The organism is Eubacteriaceae bacterium Marseille-Q4139 (assembly GCA_018223415.1).
Classification (GTDB): domain Bacteria; phylum Bacillota; class Clostridia; order Lachnospirales; family Lachnospiraceae; genus CABSIM01.
This window is the reverse complement of record JAGTTQ010000001.1, coordinates 2,943,898-2,968,851: the sequence shown is the minus strand read 5'-3', so window position 1 is coordinate 2,968,851 and position 24,954 is coordinate 2,943,898. Positions and strand designations below refer to the sequence as shown.

The following is a 24,954-nucleotide window of genomic DNA, read 5'->3' as shown; positions in this document are numbered from 1 at the left end:
TCTCATCTACATCCCTCCCATTTGCATACCGGATTCCTGCTCCAGCCCTTTCAGCTGTTCTTCTGTAGCGATGAAGAAATCATGGCCCGAATTCCAGAAACTGACATACAACTCTCCCTCTGAAGTTTGGATCGGACGCTGTTCAAATCCTTCTCCCCATCCATCGCTTTCCTGCCCGCTCCATTCTTCCATAAGGGCGTTAAGCATTCCTGGAGAAAGCGGGCCAAGGCTCTTCACTTCTAATACTCCCCAGAGTCTGCCCTGCCAGGTTTCTACTGTGGGAACCATACTTACGATTTTCCGGCTCATCAGATGGTTATCCAGATATACGGCGAGGCCGCGGTCCCCCTCTGATTCCAGCCGTTCTTCTTCAATCCGCCTCTGGATTGCTTCTTCATAACTGCAAAGATCACCTGCCCACAGCTCTACCGGTTCGTCAGAAAGATCTCCCCAATCATTTTTATAATTCATCTCTGCTTTTAAGGGGCTAAAGAACCGGATTTCCTCCAGTTCATTTGTAGGCTGGCTTATTAGGCGGTCTTTCCGCCAAACCAGGCCATGGCCGGTCTGCACCACGCCATCGGCATTCATACGGTATTTTCCAAAACCTTCAAAGTCCACAAATGGCTCCAGCGCCTGATCTACCTGGATGTTCTCTTTCTCCTGGATATACCGGGCATAGTCACTAGGCGACTGCAGAGTCATTGGTAAACACTCATACTGTTCCAGTTCCTCCGCTATGCCGGTAGCGGCTTCCATATCTTCCGGAAGTTCCGCTTCCAAAGCTGCCATCAAGGTTTTCGCCTGTTCTTCTGACGAAAGGATCCCTTTACTGAAAGCTGCCTTTGCAAAAGTATTAAGCCCTTTTAAATCATAACCGGGAGGAAGATAATCCTCCAATCCCTGTACAGGGCTTGCCACTTGAATCAGCCGGTATTGAGCCAGGGAAGCCGCTCCAAGGCTTTCTCTTACCTGCTCCAGCTGTTCTTCAGAAGCGGGCAAAGAAACCGTGACGTCCCGCTTTAATTTATCTGCTTTTATCTCATACGGCAGGAAAAGCTGTACCTCAAACAGTGCCTGCTGTTTCTTTTTATCCATCATCTCCAGCTCCTTTCTTCCTCCAGAACATCCGCCCCATAACGGCGAATCAAAAAGGCGGCAATCAGCAGGCGGAAGGTTTCATCGCTGACCAGTTCAGGATCCGTCAGTTCCGATAGACTGATATGCTTGGTTCCCTGATAGAGATCCCTGGCAGTATGGAAGAGGACATACCCTCCCAAATCCACACCATGGATTCCAATCTCTTTAAACCGAATCATGTCTGGCTGTACCGCCGCCGCTGACCTTCCCCACAGGAAACAGTCCGCCGATAAAAGATACAGCGCCGCACACATCGCATCCTCATCCACCACACTACAGCGTTTGGGCCACAGACTGTCAAATCGCTCCCGGTGTCCGGCTACAAAAAAGAAATACGGAGGTTCTCCCGACAGGCGCGTCACGCGGGCCACAAACGGCTTTGTCCCCACCTCTGTGGTAAATAGTCCTATCAGTTCGGAAAAGGGCACACATCCCGCCACACGCCCTTCACGGGGGCAGTTGTGCCCATTCACCACCTCGCTGGCTTTATTCTTTCTGCTTTTGCTGGCACATAACCTGCAGCCCCACCCCTGAGCATCACATGGAATCCTGCTGACAATCATCCCGCTCTGGCGCGGGCGGAACCCTGGAGGTCTCTGCATCTCAATTTCCAAGGCCGCATAAGGGGTATCCCCCATAAATCGTACCGTCATTGCTCTCATTCCTTTCTCTCTGGATTTGTTGATACCCGATTCCGGACAGGCACAAAAAAAGACCGGCTATGTTTTTTCGCTGTTGCGAAGAACATAACCGGCCGCTGTTGTGCCTGCTCGTTGGTATCTGTATGGGAAAGAGGATTGTGATATAATTCACACCTCGTTATTTGTTTCTAAAAACAATTCCCACAATGTTCTTTCATACTATAGGAATTGTTATGACTTTATAAACTTTCTCCCCTGCATTTATGGAACTATGAATAACATTTTCCTTTTCCCAATATTATTGTTTCCCCCAAACATATTCTTTTAGTTCAATCTTTCCATCATTTAAACTAATAACATGAATTTTTAAAAGATTATTTATCAGCTCATCAAAACGATTCAAGCTAAATTCTTTAATCTTGCCATTCTTTATCATTTTACATAACTCTTCCTTTACTCTGGATTCTTCAACTTCATTGCGATATGCTCCAATTTCATGAAGTACATATACTACTTCAGCCTCTTCCTTACCCAACTTAACTTGCGTAACTTTAAAAATAAAAATACATCCCTGTAACACCAGCTGAATAAATTCAAACAACGTATCCGGTACACCAACAGAAGATGCAAATTCAACAGCTGCCATAACCAAACCTTTTAAATCAATCTTTATGTTTCCTGGCTTTATAGATTTTGCATTCTTCCCTAAAAAAATAATATCCCGTTTTTGCATTTCCGGAATAATCTCTATATGGTTATCTAAAATACTGAGCGCAAAATCTTTCTTAATCCCGAAAGCTTGTGAATACTCTCCCAAATATTCTATAATCTGTGTATTTAAACGTTCAGCTTCATCTTTCGTCAATTTCATCTTCTCCTCTCTCATTCGCCCTGTCTGATAATCGAATTCAATTTTCCTCTTTCCATTTTTAAAAGTACCTGCTCCTTAAATTCATCAAAGACATCCAGGAAACAACTATATAAATCGTTTCCCATTTTCGAATCAAAAACGTATTTGTCATCATATGGTATTGAAAACAAAATTTCTTTTCTCTTTTTCGGAAACGGATGACTATCATCATCAACCTGCGACTTATATAGGACTCTATCCGTATAATAAAGCAAGTCAAAATAGTCCATATACATTATAGGTGCCAAATATGTATATTCCTCCAACATTCTCTCTGTTCTAGGCTTTTTCCGATCTGCATCAATCATTTTCAAAACAATATCATATGCAATTCTGTCAGCCTTAATTTCTTCTTCTTTAAATTCAGAAGTTGTTTCTGGTTTCTTTACTTGATTTTCCTTTATATATCCATGTGCTATTTCATGAGCAATCGTAAATGCCGCCACTGTCCAATAGCAGTCCTCTGCCAAATTCATGATCTGCTGATCATAACAAATATGTTCCAGAAGGATTCGAGAGGACTCCCGGTTTGGCAGTTGGCCCCAAATACTAATATCATTCATCAAAAAGAGCAAATATCGGAAACAGAATCCATATGATTCAAGATCATCAAATTCTTTAGACCACTTAAATACTACTAAAAAGAATGATAATATGGCTGACTCAAACAATTCGTCAATATGTATAAAATGACTCTCCTGTTCATCATCTCCTAAATAGATATAGCTTCCAACAGAATGTTGATATCTGTTATTTATCTCCAATTTGTAATCTTTATATTGATATTCTTTCTCAAAATAACTTTCAATAGCTTTCATCAAATTATAAAAATTATATTTCTGAAGATTATCTCTCACTGTTTTTTCTGAAAATTGTTCCTTCGGCAGATGTTCCAAAAGCATTTCGATTCCAAATTCTATATCTTTTGTAACCTCTCCACCATATTTTAATATTTCATAATCATTAGGAACCATGAAACGAAACATTCCGGAATTTTTCATCACTTCTCACCTCCAAAATAAGCTACTAAGAGAATGATATATAAATTCATATCTTGAGGTCTACTAATGAATACCCTGTATAACAGAAGTCACACTGATGCACACCTTTATTTCTGAAAGCTATCTGCTTTTAAGTCTATAAATTTCACCTGTTACACAGTCTTCCTCATAAGTAAATACAGCCTCCCAATCACTGCAACTTACAATGGAACAACTTCCCGCATGAATTTCCTTTCCAGCATCTACCAACCAAACAAGTTTCATTCCTGTCTTTTCAAGAAAAGCATCCAAAATATCTTTCCGAACAACAACGCTATTGATCTTTTGGGTCAGATCCGTATCAAAAGCCGCCAGTGCTCCATTAAAATCATAGTAAAATCCATCTTCTTTCTGTTGTGTTAAATCCATCAACTCAATGAGCTTAGCACACGGCAAACTTTGAGAAATTGCATCTTCCTTTGTTGCATCATATTCCTCTTCCCACAATAAATTTGTTGTAGCATGAAGAATTTTACCGATTTTTTTCTCAATTTGTCGTTGTTTTGGTTCATTCTTCTTGAATCGAATCTCTGGAGTTTCAAAGCCATCTTCTAGTTCTTCTGTCATCATCTCCTTATCTTTAGTCAAACAGGAATATCTACGCAATAGGGTTTCCAGTTGAGAATAATTTGGCACTTTTACTGTTTCAGTGACAGCTTCATACTGACCAGTTTTAATCTGCACATCTGCCCAAGCATATGTGTTCAATTCCCGACAACTTGGTGCCCAAGGATATTCTCTATTAAAAACGGAATACGTTTCATGAAAAGATGCTGTTTCATCCGAAATAACGGATTGCCCGTTTTTAACACACTTGAGAAGCTCATCTGCCTGTTCTGGAGTAACAAAATAGGCATATAGCCAGCTCCATACCAGTAATTTTTCTGTGTCCAGGTCTTTACGTTCCGTATCACAATACTTCGTCAAACATATCCATTTCATTCCATCATGATCATCCAAAATCAAGGTATCTTTTAGTTTATTTAAAAATACTCCTTTCGTTTCAAGCCACTCTTTCTGTGTATCTTCTGTAGAAATATCTGCAGTCTTATTTTCCTCTTTTCCTCTATTTACAAACTCGTCCAGAATATCAAATTTCGGTGCAGCATCACAAACCATAAATTTTTCATTCAGCGTTGGATCAAAGTCTCTAACGTATGGCTTCCATGCCCCCTCAAATTTTGCATCTTCATTCTCTGGATAGCCCCAGCGGTCAACCATTTTATAATGATCGGAAATACGTGCCAACATATTATACATTGTGATCCATTGATACTTTTTCCCAATTCTTTCAATTTTTCTAGTCTGATGTCTACTATAGCTGCCATAATGTTGATCATTCTCTCCGAAATATTCCTCTGAATAGCCAAGCTCCGTCTGAATATAATAAATGGCGGTAAATAGCAATCTGAGAGTCCCGTTTGTAATCCAAGAGTCTCTTTTTGTAATTTAAAATCCTGTTTTGTAAGTGAGATTCCCATTTTGTAAATGAAACTCCCGTTTTGTAAGCGAGATTCCCGGATTTTCATTCGCACATAGATATGGTATAATACATTCAGCAGTAAATTTGCGCACAACAACCAGAGATCAATCCCCTCTCGAAATTTTTGTATTCGGAGAATCCATCCCTGCTTTAGCTGGATATGATTGTTCTTTTCTGGCGGCTCTTTCGCAAATTTATTTGTTACTTTTTGAGAAGTTTGGGCTTCAGGATGATATTCTCGGCGGCAACCGGTGAACATCCAAGTTTCTTGAGCACATCTTCTCCGTAATAAAAGCTGAACGTTTCGTATGGGCTGCGGTTGTTCAGCTTTTTTCTTTTGTACGAATTGATATGATCCATCATCCGGTAAATATCGGACTGTGTCAGATCATCGAAACTGCTTCCCTTGGGCAGAATACGCCGTATCAGTTCGTGGTTTACTTCACAGGCCCCTTTTTGATATGGCGCACTGGGATCACAATAAAATACGTTCGTTCGGTTACAGGGAACAGTGTCACGCCGCTCCATTTCTTTTGGATTTGAGAACTCACTCCCGTTGTCTGTCAGGATAACCGGAAACAAACGGCTGAACAGCTCTGGGCCGAGAACTTTATCCAACAGCTTTATAATCCGTATCACAGAGGCAGACGTATTCGCATCCCGCAGAAACGCCAGCATCAAGCTGGTTTCAACAAAGTGTATGGTAAGCAGACATTTGCCTCCGGCACGGCCGATCACCGTGTCCATCTGCACAATGGCAGTTTCCGGATTATTCTCCAGAAACTTCTGGAAATCCGTATAACTACGCCCGATGCGGCAGCCCCTGTCCACTTTGAATTCGGGCTGCTTATAACGGGGACGATATTTAACTTTACGTGGCAGATCAATGTTCCTGATGTCAAAAAGCTGGGCATCCACATAGTTATACAAGGTCTTCTCGCTGCACATCAGTTCATCAACGTGATCCAGATAGATCTGATGGAGTGACTGCCCGTTTTTGACCAGAGGACTGATGATCCGATTGATCCTGGCGATATCCCCTTCATTGGATAGAATTCCTGTCCGGGCTTCCGAGATTGCAGATAAGGTACAATAAGTTTCGCAAATTGAAAAGTAGTTAAAAAGAGACATGGTTTGCAGCCCTCTGGTAGAATGAAGTCACGACACACCATTCTGAAAGGAGACAACAAACCATGTCCGAAAAGATTGTACAGCTTAACGAGGAAGTAATCAAGGGTCAAATCAAAGAACTGGTACGAGGCAGCGTAGAGGAAACCCTCAACGAACTGCTGGAGGCCGAGGCGGAGAAGCTGACCCAGGCGGCCCGGTACGAGCGCAATGAGCAGCGTCAGGGCTATCGCAGCGGCCACTACAACCGTAACCTCACCACCACTTCCGGGGACGTCACTCTCAAGGTTCCCAAACTCAAGGGAATCTCTTTTGAAACCGCCATCATTGAGCGGTATCGCCGCCGGGAGAGCAGCGTGGAAGAAGCCCTCATTGAGATGTACCTGGCAGGCGTATCCGTTCGGCGTGTGGAGGATATTACCGAGGCCCTCTGGGGTAGCAAAGTCTCTCCCTCCACTATAAGTGAGTTAAACAAGAAAGCGTATGTCCACATCGAGGATTGGCGGAACCGTCCTCTGCAAGGCGGACGATATCCGTATGTCTATGTGGATGGGATCTATCTGCGCCGTAACTGGGGCGGCGAATTTGAAAACGTAGCCATTCTTGTGGCAATTGCGGTCAATGAGGACGGATACCGTGAGGTTCTGGGTGCCGCCGAGGGCATGAAGGAGGACAAGTCCAGCTGGGTCAGCTTCTTCCAGTGGCTGCGTGGCCGAGGTCTGGACGGTGTGAAACTCATTGTTGGAGACAAGTGCCTTGGTATGCTGGAGGCCGTGGGAGAAGTATTCCCCGAAGCCAAGTACCAGCGCTGTACCGTCCACTTTTACCGCAATGTATTCTCGGTCACGCCTCGCTCCAAGGTGAAGCTGGTGGCAAAGATGCTCAAGGCGGTCCACGCCCAGGAAAGCAAGAAAGCAGCCCGGGAAAAGGCCAAAGCTGTGGTGGAAGAACTGCGCTCCATGAAACTGAAAGAGGCGGCCAAGAAGGTAGAGGATGGCATTGAGGAGACGCTGACCTACTGCGATTTTCCCAGCGAGCACTGGACTCGCATCCGTACCAATAACGTTATTGAACGACTCAACCGGGAGATCCGCCGCCGTACCCGTGTGGTGGGCAGTTTCCCGGACGGCAATTCCGCCCTTATGCTGGTCTGTGCCCGGCTGCGCCATGTGGCCGGCACCCAGTGGGGCAACAAGAAGTACATGAACATGAAGCACCTGGAGGCAGCCCTTGAAGATGCCTCCATTGCTGGCTGACTTCACTCATGCCAGACCCTGCAAACCATTTTGCGAAAAATACTTGACACTACCAGATTGCATGATGAGCCCTTTCATGTGCATCTGCCGGATCATAAATACGCTTCAGCAGCGTGCATTTCGGAAGCTGACCGCATCCATTACAAACATAAGGCGGTTTATTTTTGACAGAACAAACGTCCTCTATAAAATCCGGACAGTGAAGCGTGCACTCCGGGCATAAACTGCATTTGTATGCGGATGGATGCGTACAGCTCGTTCCGCACAGTTTTTTTGCTTTGCATGAAATGCGGAATTTACAAGGATTATAAGGATATCCGGGCCGTCCGCTTTTCTTGTCATGGGAATACTTTTTAATCTCCTTGGCAATCGTTGTACGGTCCTTACCCAGTTCTTTTCCGATTGCACCAAAGGAGGCATTCTCCTGAAGGCGCTGTGCAAGGATGATCCGATCTTCATAGGATAAAAACTTTGACATGGTGGCTCCTTTCCCGCCGCCAGAAATCAAAGCATAACAGAAAAGAGACCAACGATCCAGTCCGTCTCCTTCTGTTTGTAAAAGAAAATCCATACCTTTCTTTTACATCAATAATAATTCACTTTTTACACCCATCCGAGATAGAGGGTATGGAATCTCGGATTACAATTAAGGTATAATAAATGGCATAATTGAACATCTTCTTGTCATCCACTTCAAAATTTCGGAGCGCACGTTGGAAAACATAACGGCCAAAATCTCCATACATTCCCATACCTTCAAAACGCATGGAATGTATCAGCCAAAACATTGCACCATTATAGCTTTTCTCCAAATAGTGTTGATCTTCTATTTCCGGAATAACATCAGAGTTGTACGGAGGCACAATTCTATCTCGTTTTATCATTCCGTTATATTGTGGATTTTCATAAAGGAATCGCTCAATAATTAGGCGAGCATAATCTCTAAGCAAAATATCCGGATATACTTTTTCCTGTTCAAATACCGTCTGATAAACATATTCTGTCAAAGGTTGAAATCCTATCCTTTCAGTCCTCTTACAAACAGCGCCAAATACGATTCCATATAAACGTTGAATGATATAAGGATCATCTACATCCTTAAATTTCTCAAGAATGGTCTGACATAACTGAAAATGTTCTTTCAAAATCTCTATCATGGCTTTTGATGCATAATCCCTTAACCATCGGTTAGATGAGGATAAAATCCAGCCAAATAAGGTTAATAACAATTCTATCTGCTTCTCACTTGTTATTTTAAGGTTTTCTCCACTATCATACATCTCAATGAGTTGTACAGTTCTGTCAGTATCATTACTTGTCAATTGATTTATATAAATTGTCCAGAGGTAATCACGCTTATTTAACTTATAGCCAGAAAGAAAACGGTGAAGATAATCTGCATTGAAAGGATGTGAAATTTTTACACTATTTCCAATCAGCATTGGCCACAAATCTTCTGGATTGCAAGGATATTTTCTCAACAAGTTCTCAAAATAATCTGCAGGAATATATTGGGCATCTCTCCATTGGAAAGAATCAACATATCTTGAAAAAACCATCCACTTATCATTGGGGTTTTCCAGTTCATCAATTATATCGATGCATTCCTCGCCATATTTAGCCGCATACAGTGCGCAGATATTTACGAACATGTCGATATTCCACGAATTACCTAATTTCCCATTTTCTATTTTCAAAATTTTCTTAGACAGATACCTACGAATTTCATCTTTCGTTTGATATCTTCCCATAATTGCTTTTGCACAGTAGTAGTCATTCATCTGATCAAAAGCAAAATATAGTGTTTCCACATTCTCAAAGGCAGAATCATGAAGAATATGTTCTCTTACAAGATAGCGCACAAATGGCACTGCATTTAATCCATATCTTGACCAAAAATTTAGTCGTTCCAAATCATTTTTGGAAATAGATCTTTCACAATGTGACACCAACCATTCCGCAATTTCCATAATCAAAGGGCCCAAAATATCATCACCCTCTACATATCCTTTTTGCCTCAATTCCACTTCAAGAGCCCGATAAATATTGCGATTTGCATATTTAATTACCCTGTCATAGAGTATAGGCAAACTGACCTCTTCACCATTATATGTTTTACAATACAAAGTAAGGAAAAGAGGATTCGACATTTCATACCCAAAATACTCCAATGGACTAAAAGGAATGTTATAGTGGTTCAGAAATTCTCGTACTGCTGAGATACTATTATTTTCAAATCCTCTATGAATCATAGTTACAATATCTTCCTGACCTTTCAAAACGGAATCTGGCAAAATTAAATTTTGATATTCCGGTCGATAAGATAAAACCAGTTTTACCATAGGAGACTGTTCGATTTTATTTATTATAGATGGCAAACCCAATTTCCACAGTCTTCTATTCCACGTTTCATTAAGGGCATCAATGAAAATCGGTATAATGCAGTTATCCCTTTCACCGATAGTTTCCAGAATATCAATCAGATCCTCAAAACTATAATCAAGTTTTAAGTTTTTCATAATTTGTTCATAGATTGGATCATCAGTAAAATAAATACCCGCCACTAATAGCAGTCCAATTCTCCCATTGTTAAAAAGACTCTGTGTCTTTGTGGCCAATAGTTGCGACTTGCCTGCTCCAGCTCTGCCGTAGATCGTTAATATATTTCCATATAGCAGTTGTTTTTCTCTCTCAGAGATTCTTATCCTTTCTGGCAATTCTATTAAAATATCCAGTTCATGTATCTTGTTCCCTAAATCTTGATAGTTTTTGAATGCATCCTCATGCTCTTTCTGATTCTTGTCACTATCACCAAAAAGCATATATGCTTTTTGCCGCTCTACCTCCAGCTTTTTACGTTCTTCCTCCCACTCATCCAGAAAACTTCTGATTTCTCGCTGTACTATATCATTCCATTCAATAGAATTATATAATGTTTCAATATCTACCTCCGGAAGATCCAACACCACTTTTTCCAACATCCTCAAATAAACTTTTTTATCACTTTGACATTGCAGTTCTCTTATCTTATCAATTAAATCGCGCTTTTTCTTATTCAGATATTCTACTGCCTTCTGATCATGTATAAACAAAGAAAGTTCGTCTGAAAACATGGTTTCAACATTGAAATCACGGTTATAGCGTTCCGCAAGTTCATCTAGCATATACCCCGTATGAGTTACAAACCATTCTTGCTGAATCGAATGATTGCCAAAATAATATAAACCAAGGTAAGGATATTTATTCCTAATAAGATCCAAAATTGCTGTGTCTGTAATTAATTGTATATCTATATTTGCTCTTTTTAAACTTTCAACTGCATTTTTATATCCCCGCGATGTAGAAGTAATTGGTTTATTACAGAAAAGATATACCAGATTAACTATCCCTTCCTTACCTGTGTAATATTCAACGGTTTTCTCTGCAGAATGTTTTATTTGCTCATAATCCACATTTTTATCAAAAAACTTTGCCTGAAAACCAATCCAACGCCTATTTTTTTCGTCATAAATAGGTTCTGTTTCCAAGCCATGATTGTTTGGATTAGAATGAAGATATCTAAACTGTCTATTTCCAGAAAGGTTCTCATTAGTAAATACTTGACGGCAGAGATCTTCAAATTTGAACCGAATCCCACGTACATCATGATTATATGTAACAAAACTTTCCCAATTTATTCGCATTTCAAGTCCCTCATAAAATCCAATTCGTAATATATAAGTGAGGGTTTTAACAGCCTTCACTTTTCTTTTATACTGAAGGTGATTGGCTAACGGAATTTCCAATTGGGATATCACGCCCGGTAATAAATGTGTTAGCCAGCCTTCATGTTCCTGCATTCGATTCAGCAAGTTGTGACAGTTTATCTGCTCCCGTTTCACTAACGAATATGAATGGACCTTGAAGCGTTGGAACCAATCAAATCTTTATCAGGAGGTATCACTATGATTGGTCGGAGTGTAATTATAGGACTTAAAGAAACGTAGTAATATCAAGGCTTAATAGTGATAAGGTACTATTTAGCTTTGCGAGGGGCAGAGAACGGTGTGACCGTAATGGTCACGCCGTTTTTCTGCGTCCAGGGGTAGATTTCGCAACAACAGGCTCGGAAATCACAGGAATCTCTACATCATCCACGAAGTTGAAATAGATTTTTACCTTCTGTACCCGCTTGCCGCTGGATTTGTCCGGTGCAAACACCTCAATTTTCTTGATATACTCATTGACTATCGTAGGTGTCAATTCCGGTACATCCACATACTTCTGAGTCAGGGCGACAAAGGCATCCACATCTGCACTCATGGTTTCCTGAGTTTCCAGCCATTCTTCCGTCACTTCAATTTCGAGTTTTAACCGCTCCTGCTCTGCCTCGTAATCGGCGGTCATTTTCTTATACCGCTCCTTACTCAGATCGCCCAGGACAAAATCCTCATAAAGTCGGGACAGAAGAACATCCAAGTCAGCCAGCCGTTTCTTGGCCTGCTCCACTCGCTTCCGATCCTCACGGATGTTGCGTTCCTGATCGGAACGGCGGCATTGCAGCCATTCTTCCTGAAAGCCTTCCACATCCTGCCGGATATAGGCATTGACCGTACGGATGCGCTCCAGCACCAGTTCCCGCAGTACATCTTCACGGATATAGTGGGCAGAACAGGTGCCTCGACCACTTTTGTAGCTGGAGCATACATAATGGTCTTGCTTGCCGTCAAAGCTTTTGCAGGTAGCAAAGTGCAGCTTATTCCCGCAATCAGGACAGAACAGAAGCCCAGAGAACAATCCCTGCCGTTCCGCTTTTGTGGGACGGCGTTTGTTTTTTCGCAACTCCTGCACCCTGTCCCACTGAGCCTGAGAAACGATTGCTTCCTGCGTATCAGGGAAGATACACATATCTTCGATGGCATTGGGAATCCGCTTCTTCAGCTTATAGGACTTGGAATAGGTCTTGAAATTGCAGGTACAGCCGGTGTACTCCATCCGCTCCAGAATACCCGCAACCGATTGACCAATCCAATGGTAAGGGCGCTCCGGCATTTTCTTACGCTTTTTTGGGTCAGGATGGTCTTCCGACTGTTTGGCATACAGCGCCTTGGTAGTCAACACCTTATCCTTCTCCAGTATACGGGCAATCTGTTCCGGCCCCTTGCCGTCAATGGCCAAGTCAAAGATGCGCTTGACTACTGGGGCGGCATCCTCGTCAATGATCCAATGGTCTTTATCGGCAGGGTCAGTGCGATAACCATAGGGCGGTTTTCCCAGATGCTTTCCGCTGGTGCCTTTCTGCCGGAATACGACTCGGACTTTTTTGCTGGTGTCCCGTGGATACCATTCGTTGAACAAATTACGGATAGCGGCAAAGCCGTCGCTGTCGCCCCGTTCACTGTCCACACCATCATTGACGGCGATAAAACGCACATCGTAGCTGGGGAAAATGATGTCCGTGTACTGTCCAACGGTCAGGTAATCTCGGCCAAACCTACTAAGATCCTTGACCAGCCAGCAACCGACAAGCCCCTGCTTAACCAGTGCAAAGCCTTCCTGCACGCCGGGGCGGTCAAAATTGGTTCCCGTATATCCGTCATCCACCAGAATTTTCAGGTTGGTGTAGCCATGCTCGGCTGCGTACCGGGTTAAAAACTCTTTTTGATTCTGTATCGAATTTGATTCTCCATCCAGCGCATCCTCATTGCTGAGGCGGCAGTACAGGATGGTGATTTTCTGCTGATCCAACATAGCGTCCTCCTTTACGGTTGGGTCAGCTGACAGAATCGGTGTGCATGGTGATATTGTAGCATGAATTTGAGTCTGTGTCATGAACAAAGCGCCTCCTTATCTGAGAAAATGAGCCGTTTTACCTTGTGGGTAAGCGGCTCATTTCCATCACATACAGTCTCCAGCAAATACCAGGTATTTCCGATTTTCCGTTCCACCGTACCGGTGAACGGATTCATCCGGTTTTCCCAGCGTTTCCGGCATTCTTCCAGAAAATCAATCGGCGGTTCAAAAATCGGGTCAAAGCAGGATTCAATATCGATTTCAGCACAAGCGTTAATCAGCTTTTCCGAAGGAGAATCATCGAGCATCAGCTTATTGAGTTTTGTTGTCAGATTGGTCATAAGCAAAAATTCCTTTCTGTTAAAGTTCCATATCCTGCGACTTGCGGCGGGAAGGTTGATTGTGCTGCTTTGTTTGCCGAGTCCGAGTCAAAATGGCATCAAGAAAAGCCCGCACCTTTTCGGGTGCGAGCTTGACAGCGTCCAGATATGGCTGGACTTCCTTTTTCAGTTCTTGGTACTTGTCATAAATCTTTTCATACCGCTGTTTCCAGACAGCAGCACTCTTTTGCGCTTGTTGCAGACTATCTTCCAAACGGCTGTTTTCCGCCTTGGCAAGAATCCCATTGACCGCATAATCCTTGAGCGTACTGCACTCGGATGGGGTCAGAGTGATATTGCCGGTGATCGTCTTTTTCCCCATGGAGCGGATTTCCTGTACGGTCAGGGCGGCAGTGCGCTGTTCTTTGGTCTGCTTTTGCAGGGATTGCAGCTCCTTCTGCTTTTTCTCAACGGCAGCCTGTGCGGTGCCCAGCGCCTGTTCTGTCTGAGCGATTTGGGCGGTCACATCTTCCAGCCGCTGCTGCTCCTGTGCCACCTTGAACTGGGTCACAGTCAGATGTTCTTCAGTGCTGCCACGCTCTCCACGCTCCACATCGGTATATCCGGCAGCTTTCATATAGTTGAAGAAATCGTCTTGCAGGACACTGTATGATGTCCGCAGGACTTTCTTGCCCTTGGCGGTCAGAAGCGGATTGCCCTGCTCATCCAGAGCTACCTTGGATTCCCACTTTTTGCTTCGGCTGACCTGCATGATCGTTTCCTTGACTGTCCCCACAAGTGACTTATCCTTGCACCGCTTCGACCAGAGAATCTGTTTTTCCACCACCGGGACATAGACCACATGAAGGTGGTAGTGATACACATCCTGCCCCAGAGCTTCCGACATGGCTCGGTTGCGCTCATCGGCGTGCATGACGGCAGAGAGGATATACTGCTCACCGCCCACGATCTCTGCGGCAGCTTTGTATGCGTCGGTGTAGAATTGCTTGGCATATTCATATCCGCCGTGATTGTGAAAGTAAGCGGAGTTCACATCAAAAATCAGTTCCCCGTATTTTACCGCATCGGCTTTCAGACCACGGGTGGAGATGACACCATCGGCAATCATCTGATCGAACATAGCGGCATAGCTGTCGGTGGGAGCCTTGAAGTGGACATTCCGGTAGGTTTGGGTGGTATCAATATCCTGGTTGGAGTAGCTGTCCTTTTCCCGTTCGTTATGCTCCTGCACCTTCGCCACATCATCAAGGGTGGGCAAGTCCTGGTTACGGGCAAAGGTGCGGTCGATTCCGTCGTTTCTGGCCATACAAATCAGCTCCTTTCTGTTGTGCGGCAGACGGCTGGGGGACGGGGATGCACTTCCTGCGGGAAGTGTAATAACCCACTATGACACTTTCATCCCGAAGGGCTGCAAAGTGCCGTGGGCTCTCCGAGGGGGAATTGCGGTCATTGCGATGACCGCTGCTGAACTGCCCGGAAACCGTCTGCATCGCTTCCTGTTGTTCAGCCCGGACAGCCGATGTTTTGCGAAACATCAGCCATCCGGCGGCAGCGAAAAATCGAATGTTTTCGCCACCTGTCCACAGCAATACTGCGGTATTGCCATGGGGACGGGAGATACGGATAACAGGAACGGCGGACATCATTTGTCCCTCTGCTTCTGCCATACGAGGTCATAGCCAAGGGCATCGGCAAGCTGTACCGCCTCTACATACCGCAGAGACTCCCGCTGGAGCTTGTTGGACAGGTTTGAAACGCTGTCGCTCCAGCCGTAATCCTCGGAAAGCCGGTCAACGACTTCCTGCATCGTGTAGCCGGAACGCACAATATACGACTTGATTTCATTTCTCAAATTAGATTTCATAGAAAATACCTCATTCTTTCGTAAAGTTGGTTTGCCGTGGAGCACACACGCTGCACGGTACAGTTAATCTTAATTACTTCTCAAAAATCGTTCAGAACTGCGTTTGTGAAGAACTGTCCGCAACAGCACCCCATCGACTTTGCCATTAGGTGGGCTTGTAAGCGAAACCGTGAAAACAGCCACCTTCCCGCATACCAGCGTCACTGTTTCGCAAATCACCGAATGATGATTTGCATTCTGTTTACAGTAGTGTTTTTCACTGTTTGCACAACCATTGATCGGGAAGTGCGGATTTTAGAGCGCCCTCTGAGCCGAACAATAAAAAATGAACTTCGATTTTTTGCGTTCGTGCGTTCCTTCGTTCCACAGGCTGTACCCGGTCAGGAACGCATGAACGCACGAACAGAAGGTTTTGAAGTTTCATCACAATTCCACAGGTGAGAGCAGAACATAAATGCCCATATATCCTCGGCATCGCTTCCCACCGCCGATGTGCAGGTTATTGACTGGCTCCAAATGGTAGCGTTCTGCGTTCTGGCTGAGCTGGTTTGCGAAGCTCTTTGGGGACAGTGGGTTTTCTGCGTTGTCCTCACACCACCGCTTATAGGCTGCATACAGATTTTTGGTGCTGGCTTCATAATCGGCCTTGAATTCCACATAACCCTCAGAATCGAGAAAATCCAGAATGTTATTGGCCTCCCGAACAGCGGAAGTGATATTGTCCTTGGCTCTCTGGCTGATGGTAAAGTGATAGTGATTGGCGATCAGCCGCCGCAGTCCCTCCAGCATCCAGAGGAAGATTCCCTCTTTTTCGGCAATCAGTTTCTCAGCAAGAAACGGGTCATCGAACCGATCCGCAGGCTTGTCTTTAGTGGTCAGAATGATCTGTCGGCGAAAGAAACCGTCGCTGCGGTCGTGAAGCGCAGTTAATGCCCCGTTGCCGAAGCAGAGAAAACGCACATACAGCTGCCCCTGATAGCTCTGTTCTTTCTTCCGTTCCAAATCCATTCGCAGTTCTGCTGTCACAATGGATTTTACATAGTTGGTTTTGGTTAAGGCGTTCATGTCAAGATCATCGTCCACCATCAGCAGCTTGCCCTCTAAATCGGCTCTGGCGAAACGATTGTTTTCTACCTTCTGGATGGAAGTGGTATTCATGTTGAGCCCGAAAATGGCGTTCATCACCACACCGATGCGGCTTTTGCCTTCGCCGCCCTTGCCGATCAGCATAAGCATTTTCTGTCCTTTGGTGGAGGGAATCAGGCAGTAGCCCAGATACTCCTGCAAGGCAGGAATATCCTCCGGCTCCAGCAGTTCCGAAAGGAAGCACAGCCAGTGTTCCGGTGCAGGAGCATCTGCCCGATAAGACACCGACAGGCGGTTGCTGCAATACTCTTTTTTCTCTGTGAATGTACCGTCCAGAAAACAAGTGCCGTTCGCCACATGGATGCGGTCACATTGCAGGGGCAACGGGTCTGTGTATGCCGCCAGCTTCAACGCTTTGATTATCTGCTCCACTGTCTGTGCGACCTTGTCGTGGAGCCAGGGTGAGATTTCCTCATAAATCGTTCGTTTCAATTTGTTCTCGTCCGGCAGCGGTCCATCCACAGTATAAAAGCGGTCGTTGATACAGCGCATGGGATGCTGGGACAGGAAATCCCGGCAGTATTCCGGTTCGACGATTTTCCCCTTATCATCAATCCAAACAGGGTTATTCATGGTATCGCTCCTCTCTCAGGCGGGTCTGTAATTTGCAGATGTATCCGTTTGCCGTTAGTTCACTCACGACTTCGCCTCGTTCATAGGAATCGCCTTGCAGCAGAATGTCCAGCTGATACTCTGCCCAGGGCAGACGGTGGCAGGCTTCCACAAACCGCTCGTCCAACACATCTTCCGGCGCTTGCGGTGCATATTGCCTTTCCCAATCCAGGAGCAACCGCCGATACTGGTTCAAAACAGAAAAGCACAGCTGCTCGTTCTCACGAAGCTGCTGTGCTTTGGTTTTGTGCTTTAATTTTTGGCGAATTGCTTCCGGCAAGGGCTTGTCCGGCGCAAGGTGAAAGTCCGACGCCAGTTTTCGGGCCGCATCATACAGCCGAAGGTCAAACAGTTTGGCGGTCAGGTCGATCACATCCCCATGCTCCCCACAGGCGAAACAGTGGTAGTGGTCATCCGATACATACAGGCTCGGATGACGGTCATTGTGGAACGGACACAGGGCCATGCCATGGCGGTTAACGTCAATTCCATACGCCTGCGCTGCTTCCCTTGTGTTGATACTGGCTTTCACCACTTCAAACAGATTCATACAGGTTCCCTCCATTTCTTTTTTGATTGGGCAGTTTTCTCACCCCTCTGTATAGGTTATGGGGAAAATCGAAAAAAACAGGCTGATGGCATGACAAGCCGTTTTCAAAAAACATGACAAGAATTTAATTGTGTGCTATTATTAAAATAAAAAAACATGACAGGAGGGAGAAGATGGATCAGATCATCAACCATGCGGTTTTGTCGCTGGATTTCTGGCAGGACACTGTGACCTATGAGGGGTGTACCATGCCAACAGGAACCATTGGCTGCGAGGTGCTGAACATCCCGGACAGTACTATCGAAAAGCTGGATGCCCCCTGCAATGTGTTGAACCAGCTGCTTCAGGGGATGAACACCGGTTCCGTGGATATGGAGCTTCTGCCGCAGGTGCAGCAGGCTGCTGGCGAGATCATCTCCTTTTTACAGGCTACGCCACCGTTCTCCCGCCTGAATCGAAGCTATTTTGAGCAAGAACTTGCAGCCATCTTTTCCGAAGAATATATGGAGGACGCCAAAGCCTATTTGCAGCTTACCCAGCAGGAACAGCTGATTTGTGCTTTAACTGGTCAGCACAGCAAGGCAACCATGCTCGTCCGAATAGCGCAGGTGCTGGGGCATTTGAGTTATTCTCTTGGGCAATACAAGGAGGCCCTGACGAAATTTGCAGAGCGGTTGAATGAGCCAGGCTATGACCGTACCCCGGACGGTTATGCGGCAATGTTCGGACAGTTCTTCAAAGGTGAGCCAACTCTGTCACTGGATAACCCAGCCTGGATGACCCTGACCAATGCTTCGGTGCAGTATGTAGCCGCCACTCGGACCGGAAAGACAGAGCCGCAGCTGGTCAAACGGATGCACTATGTCTCCTTTGTGGGGATGTTCCGATCTGATTTGTTTGAGGGGCTTTGTGTGGGCCATGCGCCCAAGAAATGTCCCATCTGCGGCAGGTGGTTTCTCACCATTGACGCACGGCACACCAAATACTGCGGCGGGCTGGCCCCCGGCGATCAGCGGGGACGGACGTGCCGACAAATCGGCAATCTGAGAGGTCGGGAGCAGCGGGAGCTTGCCGACGATCATCCCATTAAGGCAATTTATACCCGCCGTATGAACACCATCCTACAAAATACCCGCCGGGGAAAGCTGGATGAAGGAACGGCAGCAGCTATGAAAAAGATGGCAAAAGATAAGATGCTTCGTGCGCTTTCAGATCAGCGTTATGCCAGCACTGTCTATGAGCAGGAAATGACCCAAGATGCACTTTTGAAGGCCGTACAAAAGAAATAAGCAGAGAAACATCCGAAAGGTGGTGAGGGAAAATGGATACAGCGTGGACATGGGAGCTATCCGGCTACTGTGCCAAATACAGCTTTCTGACGGAACCCAAGGGCTTGAACATGCGGGAAGTGGAACGCATCTTTCAGCTTGACCCCGAACCGCCTGTCCATGAAAATCTGAATGATTATATCATTAAGGCTGTGCAGAGCCGTGAATTGCGCTGGTTCTCCTTTTTTCTGCACTGCTATGAAAATCGGCTTAATGGTCGTGTTCGCCGGTTCCTGCTGCGGGAGGGGCTGGATCGCTATGACCCGGAACGCTTTTTGGACTACAAAATGGGCTGTGTACTTGCCATGCTGGACTGTCTCTGGGGATACGATCTCGCACAAGGGGCAGATTTTCTGACCTATGCCCACCATTTTATCGGGAACGCCCTTTTGACCTGCCGGATGCAGGAGGAGGCCGGTTCCTTTGAGAATGTGGATGAGTACAAAGCTGTGCGTGGGATTGCTTGGCTCTATAATCAATCCGGTCAGTCTGAACAGGCGGCGATCCAGAAATATGCCCAGAAACATAACTGCTCAAGTGAAACCGCAGCGAAGTTTTTGGCGTTGGCCAAGCAAAACCGAAGCCGTGTTCCGTTTTACCAAACCGTACAGGACGAGGACAGCGAAGAAACCGGCGAGGATGTCAGCCGGGATGATCACTGGGACTATGCGGAGATTCTGTGGAACGGCATCCAGGCTAAAGCTGTCCGAGAAGCGTTTGAAAAGCTGAATTACCGGGATCAGACCCTTTTGGAGAAGCGAAACGCCATCTGTATGACTTGTGGGCGGGTCAGTCCCATCAGCACCCGATTGACCTTTGAAGAACTGGCAATCCTCTTTGAGGGCAGCACAGCCAGCGGCGCAGAACGGGCCTATCGCAAAGCTGTGGAACATTTGGCTTGTCTGCTGACAGAAACCGGGGTGCTTCACATGATTCAGCTGAAACGCAAATCCCAGATCAAACGCAAAAAGAAAGTCGCCGCCGCTGTCTACCTCTACCAGGTGGACAACGACGGCGAGTGGGGCGAGATTTCGTTTGATTTTGAGGCCGGTACAGCAGAAATTGTCCAGTTGGCAGAGTGGGATACTATGGCGAGCGAAAAATTTGCACGAAAAGTTATCCAATACTTTTTGAATAGTTTTTCGAGGGAATATTTGAAAAGTGTACGTCTCTTTGAGACAGATACGCTTGTGCTTACAATATAAGTCAAAATGATTACGAATATGGTTTTTTTGAAAGGAAAGCCAAGATGTCATGATACAATTGTCGCTTTCCTGTTTCATTGAGCAGTTCATGGCGCATACCTTTATAAAGTTTTGCGGAAACATTCTGGTATCCAACCTGCTTGAGGAATGTTTCCAGCTGGAAAAATTTTTTCTCTCCTCGGATCACCGGATCGTCCTCCCCGGCAATCAAAAAGATTGGAAGTTCCGAATTTCTGATAATCCATCCATTGGCATCAAACGCATCTTTTTGAAGTTCAAACAGATTGAGAAAACCGTTGTTGGTGAAAATATAACCACAAAGAGGATCGTATATATACCGTTCAACTTCAGCAGCGTCGCTGGACAGCCAAGCATTTACTGCCCCAAATTTCTTGTTTGCCGGACCAAATACTAATTGATTTAAAAAATGGTTTCTATATAGTTCACCATGTATTTTGCTGGATATTTGAGCCAGTAGAATTGCGAGATGAATGGTTTCATTTTTTGTCGGGGGGCCACACAGAATCACTTTAGACAATTCATGATCGTATCTCTTAAGATAATTTCTTGCCACAAGGGTACCCATACTATGGCTAAACATATAAATCGGGTAACCTGGGTATCGTTTTTGAAGAAATGCAGTTACATCATGCAAATCTTCCACAATGACTTGGGCATTATCCGTATAGAAATAGCCCAAATCGGATACGTCTCGTACACTGCCGCCATGTCCTCTATGGTCATGAATAGCAACCACATAACCGTGTGCGGAAAGGAATTGCATGAAGTCTCTGTATCGTTCTTTATGTTCTGCCATGCCATGTGAAATTTGTATAACACCGTAAATTGGACCAATAGGTTCGATAACTTCTATCGCCAGCGGCAACCCATCCACAATGGATGTTAGTCTTAATTTTTCAAATTCTGTATGAGTATTTCCTTCCATATCATTACCTCATTTAGTTGTTGCGAGCTTTCCCCCAAAAGAACAATGCTACCGTTCCTGGGCCAGTATGCGCTCCAATAATTGTACCGATCTGATAAATCCGAACCCCGCCGGGAATTTTTGGGAAGTTTTGGTTTAGAAGTTCCGCTGCTTGCATAGCAAGCTCTGCACAGCCGGAATGCGCTATAAAACAAGATTCATTATAATTTGGGCCATTGTCGGCCAGTAGGCACATTTTATCGTTCAAAGCAGCAATCGCCCGCTTCGTCCCTCTGATTTTTTCCCGTGGGATTAACCTTCCCTTCACATCCACATCCAGCAAAGGGCAAATTCCCAACATCGTCCCTGCTATTCCAGCCGTTTTGGAAATTCTGCCGCCTCGAATATAGTATTTAAGATCACTGGAAAAGAACCAATGATTAACCCGTAGCTTATTTTCTTGAACCCATTGCCATAATTGCTCTATATCCATTCCTTCGTCTCGCAAGTCAGCTAATTTTTCTACAAGAAGCCCACTGCCAGCCGAGGCGGCTAAAGAGTCTACAAGATAAATTGATCGATCTGGATATTTATCTTCCAACTCGTTTTTTGCCATCTGTGCAGCATTCAATACACCAGTAATCCCGGATGATAAACAGATATGTAACACATCTTTCCCTTGTGAAAGAAAAGTTTCAAAATATTGAGTGAATTCATAAGCGTTAATTTGGGCAGTTTTCGTACTGGCACCTTGTTCCATTTCTCGGTAAAAGTTCTCCAAAGAGAGTGTTTCCCCAAAATCATCTTGGTAAAAACGGCCATTCAATTCATAAGGATAACCGATATAGGCGATGTGTCTTTGCTGAAGGTATGACTTTGTTAAATCTACTGTTGACTCACAGCTAAGTACATATTTGCTCATTTTCCTCACATCTTTCTCTTATCTTTGATTTCCCCAATACACCAGGGCCAGTAGTCCAGGTCCTGTGTGAGCCCCAATAACCGGGCCGACTGATGCGGTATAGCATATTGCATCTGGAAATTGGGAAATAACTGTATCACAGAGTGATTGTACCTGCTCAGGAGCCCCGCTGTATACGATGGCCACAGACTTGGAAATCCGAGGATTCCACTGCTCCCTCATCTTAGTAATTAGCTCCAGCAATGCACGCTTATTCCCACGTGGCTTTCCGGCCACTTCCAATTTCCCCTCATTATTTAATCGTAACAAGGGTTTGATCTGCAAAGCGGTACCAGCGACTACTGACGCCGTGGATACTCGTCCCCCTTGATGCAGATAAGATAGTCCGTCCACCGTAAACCAATGACAGACCTGAAGACGATGTAGTTCAACCCAATCTGCCAGGTCGTCCAGCGAGAATCCCTCTCGTTTCTTTTTGGCTGCCTCCAGAACCAAGAATCCTTCACCCGGTGCAGCGCACAGAGTGTCCACACAGCGTATTTTTCGATGCGGATATTGCTCAGAAAGTATTTCAGCTGTCATTTTGGCATTTTGATACATTCCAGATAAGCCGGATGAAAATCCAAGATATAAAATATCGTAGCCAAGTTCAAGAATTTTTGTAAATTCTATCAGATAGCATGAAGGATTAATTTGAGAGGTGGATGGTTTGTTTCCTTGCTTCAGCAACCTATAGAATTCCTGGCTGCTTAGATTCCCACCGGGCCCATAATTGTAAGAGACTCCTCCAACCATAACTTCCATGGGAAGAACCTGGACTTCAGGATAATCTGCCACCAGGGAATCGGTTAAATCAGATGCGGCATCAGTAAGAATCTTATATTGCAATGAGCAGTTTTCAGACATAACATTATTTCTCCTTGTTTGTATATTCTCGTATCTGCAGCATTCGTTTATCTGTATCTGCAATTATATCGGCACAGTCTCGAAGCGTGTCAACTATTTCCACTTCCTTGGTAGATTTACTCTTGTACTTTATTTGGTGCTCCAGAGTTGCCCAAAAATTCATAGCCACCGTACGAAGCTGAACTTCAACTCGCATATATTCTTTTTTTTGCAGAAAAAATACAGGAACTTCCACTATCATGTGATAACTGCGATATCCGTTCGATTTCGGTTGAGAGATATAGTCTTTTATGGAAACCACTTTGATGTCATCCTGTTGGGCAAGTGACTGAGCAACTATATTTATATCATCTAAAAAAGGACAAATTATTCTTACACCAGCAATATCATTTAACTGCGTGCGTAGTGCCTCAATGCTGGGAGTGATTCCTTTTCGATTCAGTTTATTGATAATGCTGGATGGTGCTTTTAATCGGCAGGTAATAGCCTCAATGCAGGTACGTCCATTTTGAGCCACAAAATCTTCCTGGAGTATCTCCAGTTTTGTAGTAATCTCTTTTGTTGCTGCCTGATATTTTCGCATCAGTTCGTTAAACTGAACAATGTGTGTGAGCAGATCATCTTGATGTGTAGAGAGATACTCCTGTAATTCTGCCGATTCCTGCTTTGTCAAATTAGGATATTCCATGATTCTCCTCCTGATTCGATGTGTGCATTGAGGTATTGGACCTTTCTTTTGTATACAAGCGCAGTCCGATTCTTTCTGTTGCAAACGCACTAAGCAAAAATGGAACAAAATATGTGGAGAGCCGATAGAGAACAAGTACAGAAGATACATCTGCCGCATCCATGTAACAGGAAAACAACAGCAGAAAAGCTGCTTCTACTGAGCCCATTCCAGCAATATTAGGCAGAGCATTGGAAATAACATGTGCCAAAGCAGATAATGTCTGTATTTGAATAAGAGAAAAATAATCAATGCCAATCGCTCTCATGCACAGGTATGGAATTGAATAGAGCCCCATCAACTTGATTGCGTTGATTCCTACCCCAACCAAGATTATATTTGGGGTGTGAAGCAAATCCTTTGCTCCTATATGTAGCGCATCTACTTGTTGTTTCCATTGAATCGCACGATCTGCCCACTTTGAAAGACTTTCTAATCGACAAATTCCTTTGCAGATGAACCGATAGAAATTTTCCAGAGTACATATCAGAATGAGCAATATAATGATAATAATACATATCAGATACCCGAACACGACATATCTGAGCAAATTTCGATGTTGCCTAAAAAGCTTCTGCCCCTCAAGCAGAAGTAGTACGCTACTACACAGCAAAATGGTTGATTTATGGAGCACATATTCCATACTCATGATTCCCGCAGCTTCTCCAGGCTCCATTCCCTTACGATGTAAATAAGCGCTTTGCATGGGGATTGATCCCACAGAAAGGGTAACAACATTTCCAAACACACCCAATAGTGTGACCTCTACCGCCTGTTTGAAAGAAAAAAAGCGAATCGTCCTTCTTACGAATATGAGACAGAGCAAACTATCTAAGAGTTGATAGACAAATCCCATGCAAAGGATCCAAAGCAAGCCTCTTATACTGGCTGTTTGAATGTTTTGAAATATTTCTTTATAGTGGTTTCGGAAAACAAACCAAAGCAAGGTAAACAATGTAAGAAAACTGAGTGTTGCGGAACATACTATTTTTTTCTTTGGGGACAGACTTTTTCTCATAGGGCACCTCGAAAAGTTTATAATGACTATCTCATCCGAT

19 protein-coding genes and 3 pseudogenes are annotated in these 24,954 nt (G+C 44.6%); 3 read left to right on the top strand and 19 right to left on the bottom strand.

All coding sequences use genetic code 11. The features are described 5' to 3' along the window. Positions 1-6 precede the first annotated feature (6 nt). The 6 genes and pseudogenes from KE531_14045 to KE531_14020 all read right to left on the bottom strand — a co-directional run bounded on the left by KE531_14045 (position 7) and on the right by KE531_14020 (position 6,291). Positions 7-471: a hypothetical protein gene (locus tag KE531_14045; GenBank protein MBR9954709.1), complete on the bottom strand. Its 465-nt coding sequence runs from the start codon at positions 469-471 to the stop codon at positions 7-9. Positions 472-1,097: 626 nt separating this feature from the next. Further along, entirely contained in the window at positions 1,098-1,793 is a 696-nt protein-coding gene (locus KE531_14040; GenBank protein ID MBR9954708.1) for a hypothetical protein, read from the bottom strand. Between the two features lie 286 nt (positions 1,794-2,079). Continuing rightward, positions 2,080-2,646 (bottom strand): hypothetical protein, encoded by a 567-nt coding sequence (locus tag KE531_14035; GenBank protein MBR9954707.1) that lies wholly within the window; start codon positions 2,644-2,646, stop codon positions 2,080-2,082. 17 nt (positions 2,647-2,663) lie between these two features. Beyond that, the gene (locus KE531_14030; protein ID MBR9954706.1) at positions 2,664-3,692 is read right to left on the bottom strand and encodes a hypothetical protein; all 1,029 of its coding nucleotides are present in this window, start codon (positions 3,690-3,692) and stop codon (positions 2,664-2,666) included. A gap of 120 nt (positions 3,693-3,812) precedes the next feature. Continuing rightward, positions 3,813-5,138: a hypothetical protein gene (locus KE531_14025; GenBank protein MBR9954705.1), complete on the bottom strand. Its 1,326-nt coding sequence runs from the start codon at positions 5,136-5,138 to the stop codon at positions 3,813-3,815. Positions 5,139-5,415: 277 nt separating this feature from the next. Beyond that, positions 5,416-6,291, bottom strand: a pseudogene (locus tag KE531_14020) (IS30 family transposase). A 116-nt stretch (positions 6,292-6,407) separates the two neighbouring features. On the opposite strand from KE531_14020, the gene KE531_14015 reads away from it, so the two are divergent. Continuing rightward, positions 6,408-7,598 (top strand): IS256 family transposase, encoded by a 1,191-nt coding sequence (locus KE531_14015; GenBank protein ID MBR9954704.1) that lies wholly within the window; start codon positions 6,408-6,410, stop codon positions 7,596-7,598. 64 nt (positions 7,599-7,662) lie between these two features. Here the strand turns inward: KE531_14015 and KE531_14010 are convergent. From KE531_14010 to KE531_13975, 8 genes and pseudogenes are all read right to left on the bottom strand, one after another. Continuing rightward, a pseudogene (locus KE531_14010) lies at positions 7,663-8,076 on the bottom strand (helix-turn-helix domain-containing protein). Positions 8,077-8,194: 118 nt separating this feature from the next. Continuing rightward, positions 8,195-11,437 carry a hypothetical protein gene (locus tag KE531_14005; GenBank protein MBR9954703.1) on the bottom strand — a complete coding sequence of 1,081 codons (3,243 nt, stop codon included), beginning with the start codon at positions 11,435-11,437 and terminating at the stop codon, positions 8,195-8,197. A gap of 220 nt (positions 11,438-11,657) precedes the next feature. Beyond that, positions 11,658-13,409, bottom strand: coding sequence for a recombinase family protein (locus tag KE531_14000; protein ID MBR9954702.1), 1,752 nt, complete (start codon positions 13,407-13,409; stop codon positions 11,658-11,660). Then, positions 13,406-13,711 (bottom strand): hypothetical protein, encoded by a 306-nt coding sequence (locus KE531_13995; GenBank protein MBR9954701.1) that lies wholly within the window; start codon positions 13,709-13,711, stop codon positions 13,406-13,408. The genes KE531_14000 and KE531_13995 overlap by 4 nt, the downstream gene beginning before the upstream one ends. A 19-nt stretch (positions 13,712-13,730) precedes the next feature. Further along, positions 13,731-15,017 (bottom strand): plasmid recombination protein, encoded by a 1,287-nt coding sequence (locus KE531_13990; protein ID MBR9954700.1) that lies wholly within the window; start codon positions 15,015-15,017, stop codon positions 13,731-13,733. 336 nt (positions 15,018-15,353) lie between these two features. Continuing rightward, complete coding sequence (locus tag KE531_13985; protein ID MBR9954699.1) at positions 15,354-15,575, bottom strand: LLM class flavin-dependent oxidoreductase; 222 nt, start codon at positions 15,573-15,575, stop codon at positions 15,354-15,356. A 423-nt stretch (positions 15,576-15,998) separates the two neighbouring features. After that, positions 15,999-17,294 carry a DNA primase gene (locus KE531_13980; GenBank protein ID MBR9954698.1) on the bottom strand — a complete coding sequence of 432 codons (1,296 nt, stop codon included), beginning with the start codon at positions 17,292-17,294 and terminating at the stop codon, positions 15,999-16,001. Further along, positions 17,287-17,883 carry a DNA primase gene (locus KE531_13975; GenBank protein ID MBR9954697.1) on the bottom strand — a complete coding sequence of 199 codons (597 nt, stop codon included), beginning with the start codon at positions 17,881-17,883 and terminating at the stop codon, positions 17,287-17,289. The genes KE531_13980 and KE531_13975 overlap by 8 nt, the downstream gene beginning before the upstream one ends. A gap of 173 nt (positions 17,884-18,056) precedes the next feature. On the opposite strand from KE531_13975, the gene KE531_13970 reads away from it, so the two are divergent. Together KE531_13970 and KE531_13965 are read left to right on the top strand one after the other, a co-directional pair. Then, positions 18,057-19,172, top strand: coding sequence for a hypothetical protein (locus KE531_13970; GenBank protein ID MBR9954696.1), 1,116 nt, complete (start codon positions 18,057-18,059; stop codon positions 19,170-19,172). Between the two features lie 32 nt (positions 19,173-19,204). After that, a pseudogene (locus KE531_13965) lies at positions 19,205-20,332 on the top strand (hypothetical protein). A gap of 94 nt (positions 20,333-20,426) precedes the next feature. Here KE531_13965 and KE531_13960 read toward each other — a convergent pair. The 5 genes from KE531_13960 to KE531_13940 are packed head-to-tail and all read right to left on the bottom strand — an operon-like array spanning position 20,427 to position 24,914. Beyond that, a complete protein-coding gene (locus KE531_13960) occupies positions 20,427-21,362 on the bottom strand; it encodes a lysophospholipase (GenBank protein ID MBR9954695.1) in 936 nt (311 codons plus the stop codon). Between the two features lie 13 nt (positions 21,363-21,375). Then, the gene (locus KE531_13955; protein MBR9954694.1) at positions 21,376-22,263 is read right to left on the bottom strand and encodes a DegV family protein; all 888 of its coding nucleotides are present in this window, start codon (positions 22,261-22,263) and stop codon (positions 21,376-21,378) included. An 18-nt stretch (positions 22,264-22,281) separates the two neighbouring features. Further along, positions 22,282-23,169, bottom strand: a complete 888-nt coding sequence (locus KE531_13950; GenBank protein MBR9954693.1) for a DegV family protein — start codon at positions 23,167-23,169, stop codon at positions 22,282-22,284. A 4-nt stretch (positions 23,170-23,173) separates the two neighbouring features. Further along, on the bottom strand, positions 23,174-23,857 hold the full coding sequence (locus KE531_13945) for a GTP pyrophosphokinase family protein (GenBank protein ID MBR9954692.1): 684 nt from the start codon (positions 23,855-23,857) through the stop codon (positions 23,174-23,176). Next, entirely contained in the window at positions 23,844-24,914 is a 1,071-nt protein-coding gene (locus tag KE531_13940) for a flippase-like domain-containing protein (protein ID MBR9954691.1), read from the bottom strand. The genes KE531_13945 and KE531_13940 overlap by 14 nt, the downstream gene beginning before the upstream one ends. Positions 24,915-24,954 lie beyond the last annotated feature (40 nt).

What these genes read in the sequence shown, in the direction of transcription:
- KE531_14005 (MBR9954703.1), bottom strand. Translation starts at nt 11,437, where the DNA reads ATGCAGGAACATGAAGGCTGGCTAACACATTTATTACCGGGCGTGATA.
- KE531_13950 (MBR9954693.1), bottom strand. Translation starts at nt 23,169, where the DNA reads ATGTCTGAAAACTGCTCATTGCAATATAAGATTCTTACTGATGCCGCA.
- KE531_13940 (MBR9954691.1), bottom strand. Translation starts at nt 24,914, where the DNA reads ATGAGAAAAAGTCTGTCCCCAAAGAAAAAAATAGTATGTTCCGCAACA.
- KE531_14030 (MBR9954706.1), bottom strand. Translation starts at nt 3,692, where the DNA reads ATGAAAAATTCCGGAATGTTTCGTTTCATGGTTCCTAATGATTATGAA.
- KE531_13995 (MBR9954701.1), bottom strand. Translation starts at nt 13,711, where the DNA reads ATGACCAATCTGACAACAAAACTCAATAAGCTGATGCTCGATGATTCT.
- KE531_14000 (MBR9954702.1), bottom strand. Translation starts at nt 13,409, where the DNA reads ATGACACAGACTCAAATTCATGCTACAATATCACCATGCACACCGATT.
- KE531_13985 (MBR9954699.1), bottom strand. Translation starts at nt 15,575, where the DNA reads ATGAAATCTAATTTGAGAAATGAAATCAAGTCGTATATTGTGCGTTCC.
- KE531_13970 (MBR9954696.1), top strand. Translation starts at nt 18,057, where the DNA reads ATGGATCAGATCATCAACCATGCGGTTTTGTCGCTGGATTTCTGGCAG.
- KE531_13955 (MBR9954694.1), bottom strand. Translation starts at nt 22,263, where the DNA reads ATGAGCAAATATGTACTTAGCTGTGAGTCAACAGTAGATTTAACAAAG.
- KE531_13945 (MBR9954692.1), bottom strand. Translation starts at nt 23,857, where the DNA reads ATGGAATATCCTAATTTGACAAAGCAGGAATCGGCAGAATTACAGGAG.
- KE531_14045 (MBR9954709.1), bottom strand. Translation starts at nt 471, where the DNA reads ATGAATTATAAAAATGATTGGGGAGATCTTTCTGACGAACCGGTAGAG.
- KE531_14015 (MBR9954704.1), top strand. Translation starts at nt 6,408, where the DNA reads ATGTCCGAAAAGATTGTACAGCTTAACGAGGAAGTAATCAAGGGTCAA.
- KE531_13975 (MBR9954697.1), bottom strand. Translation starts at nt 17,883, where the DNA reads ATGAATCTGTTTGAAGTGGTGAAAGCCAGTATCAACACAAGGGAAGCA.
- KE531_14040 (MBR9954708.1), bottom strand. Translation starts at nt 1,793, where the DNA reads ATGACGGTACGATTTATGGGGGATACCCCTTATGCGGCCTTGGAAATT.
- KE531_13990 (MBR9954700.1), bottom strand. Translation starts at nt 15,017, where the DNA reads ATGGCCAGAAACGACGGAATCGACCGCACCTTTGCCCGTAACCAGGAC.
- KE531_13980 (MBR9954698.1), bottom strand. Translation starts at nt 17,294, where the DNA reads ATGAATAACCCTGTTTGGATTGATGATAAGGGGAAAATCGTCGAACCG.
- KE531_13960 (MBR9954695.1), bottom strand. Translation starts at nt 21,362, where the DNA reads ATGGAAGGAAATACTCATACAGAATTTGAAAAATTAAGACTAACATCC.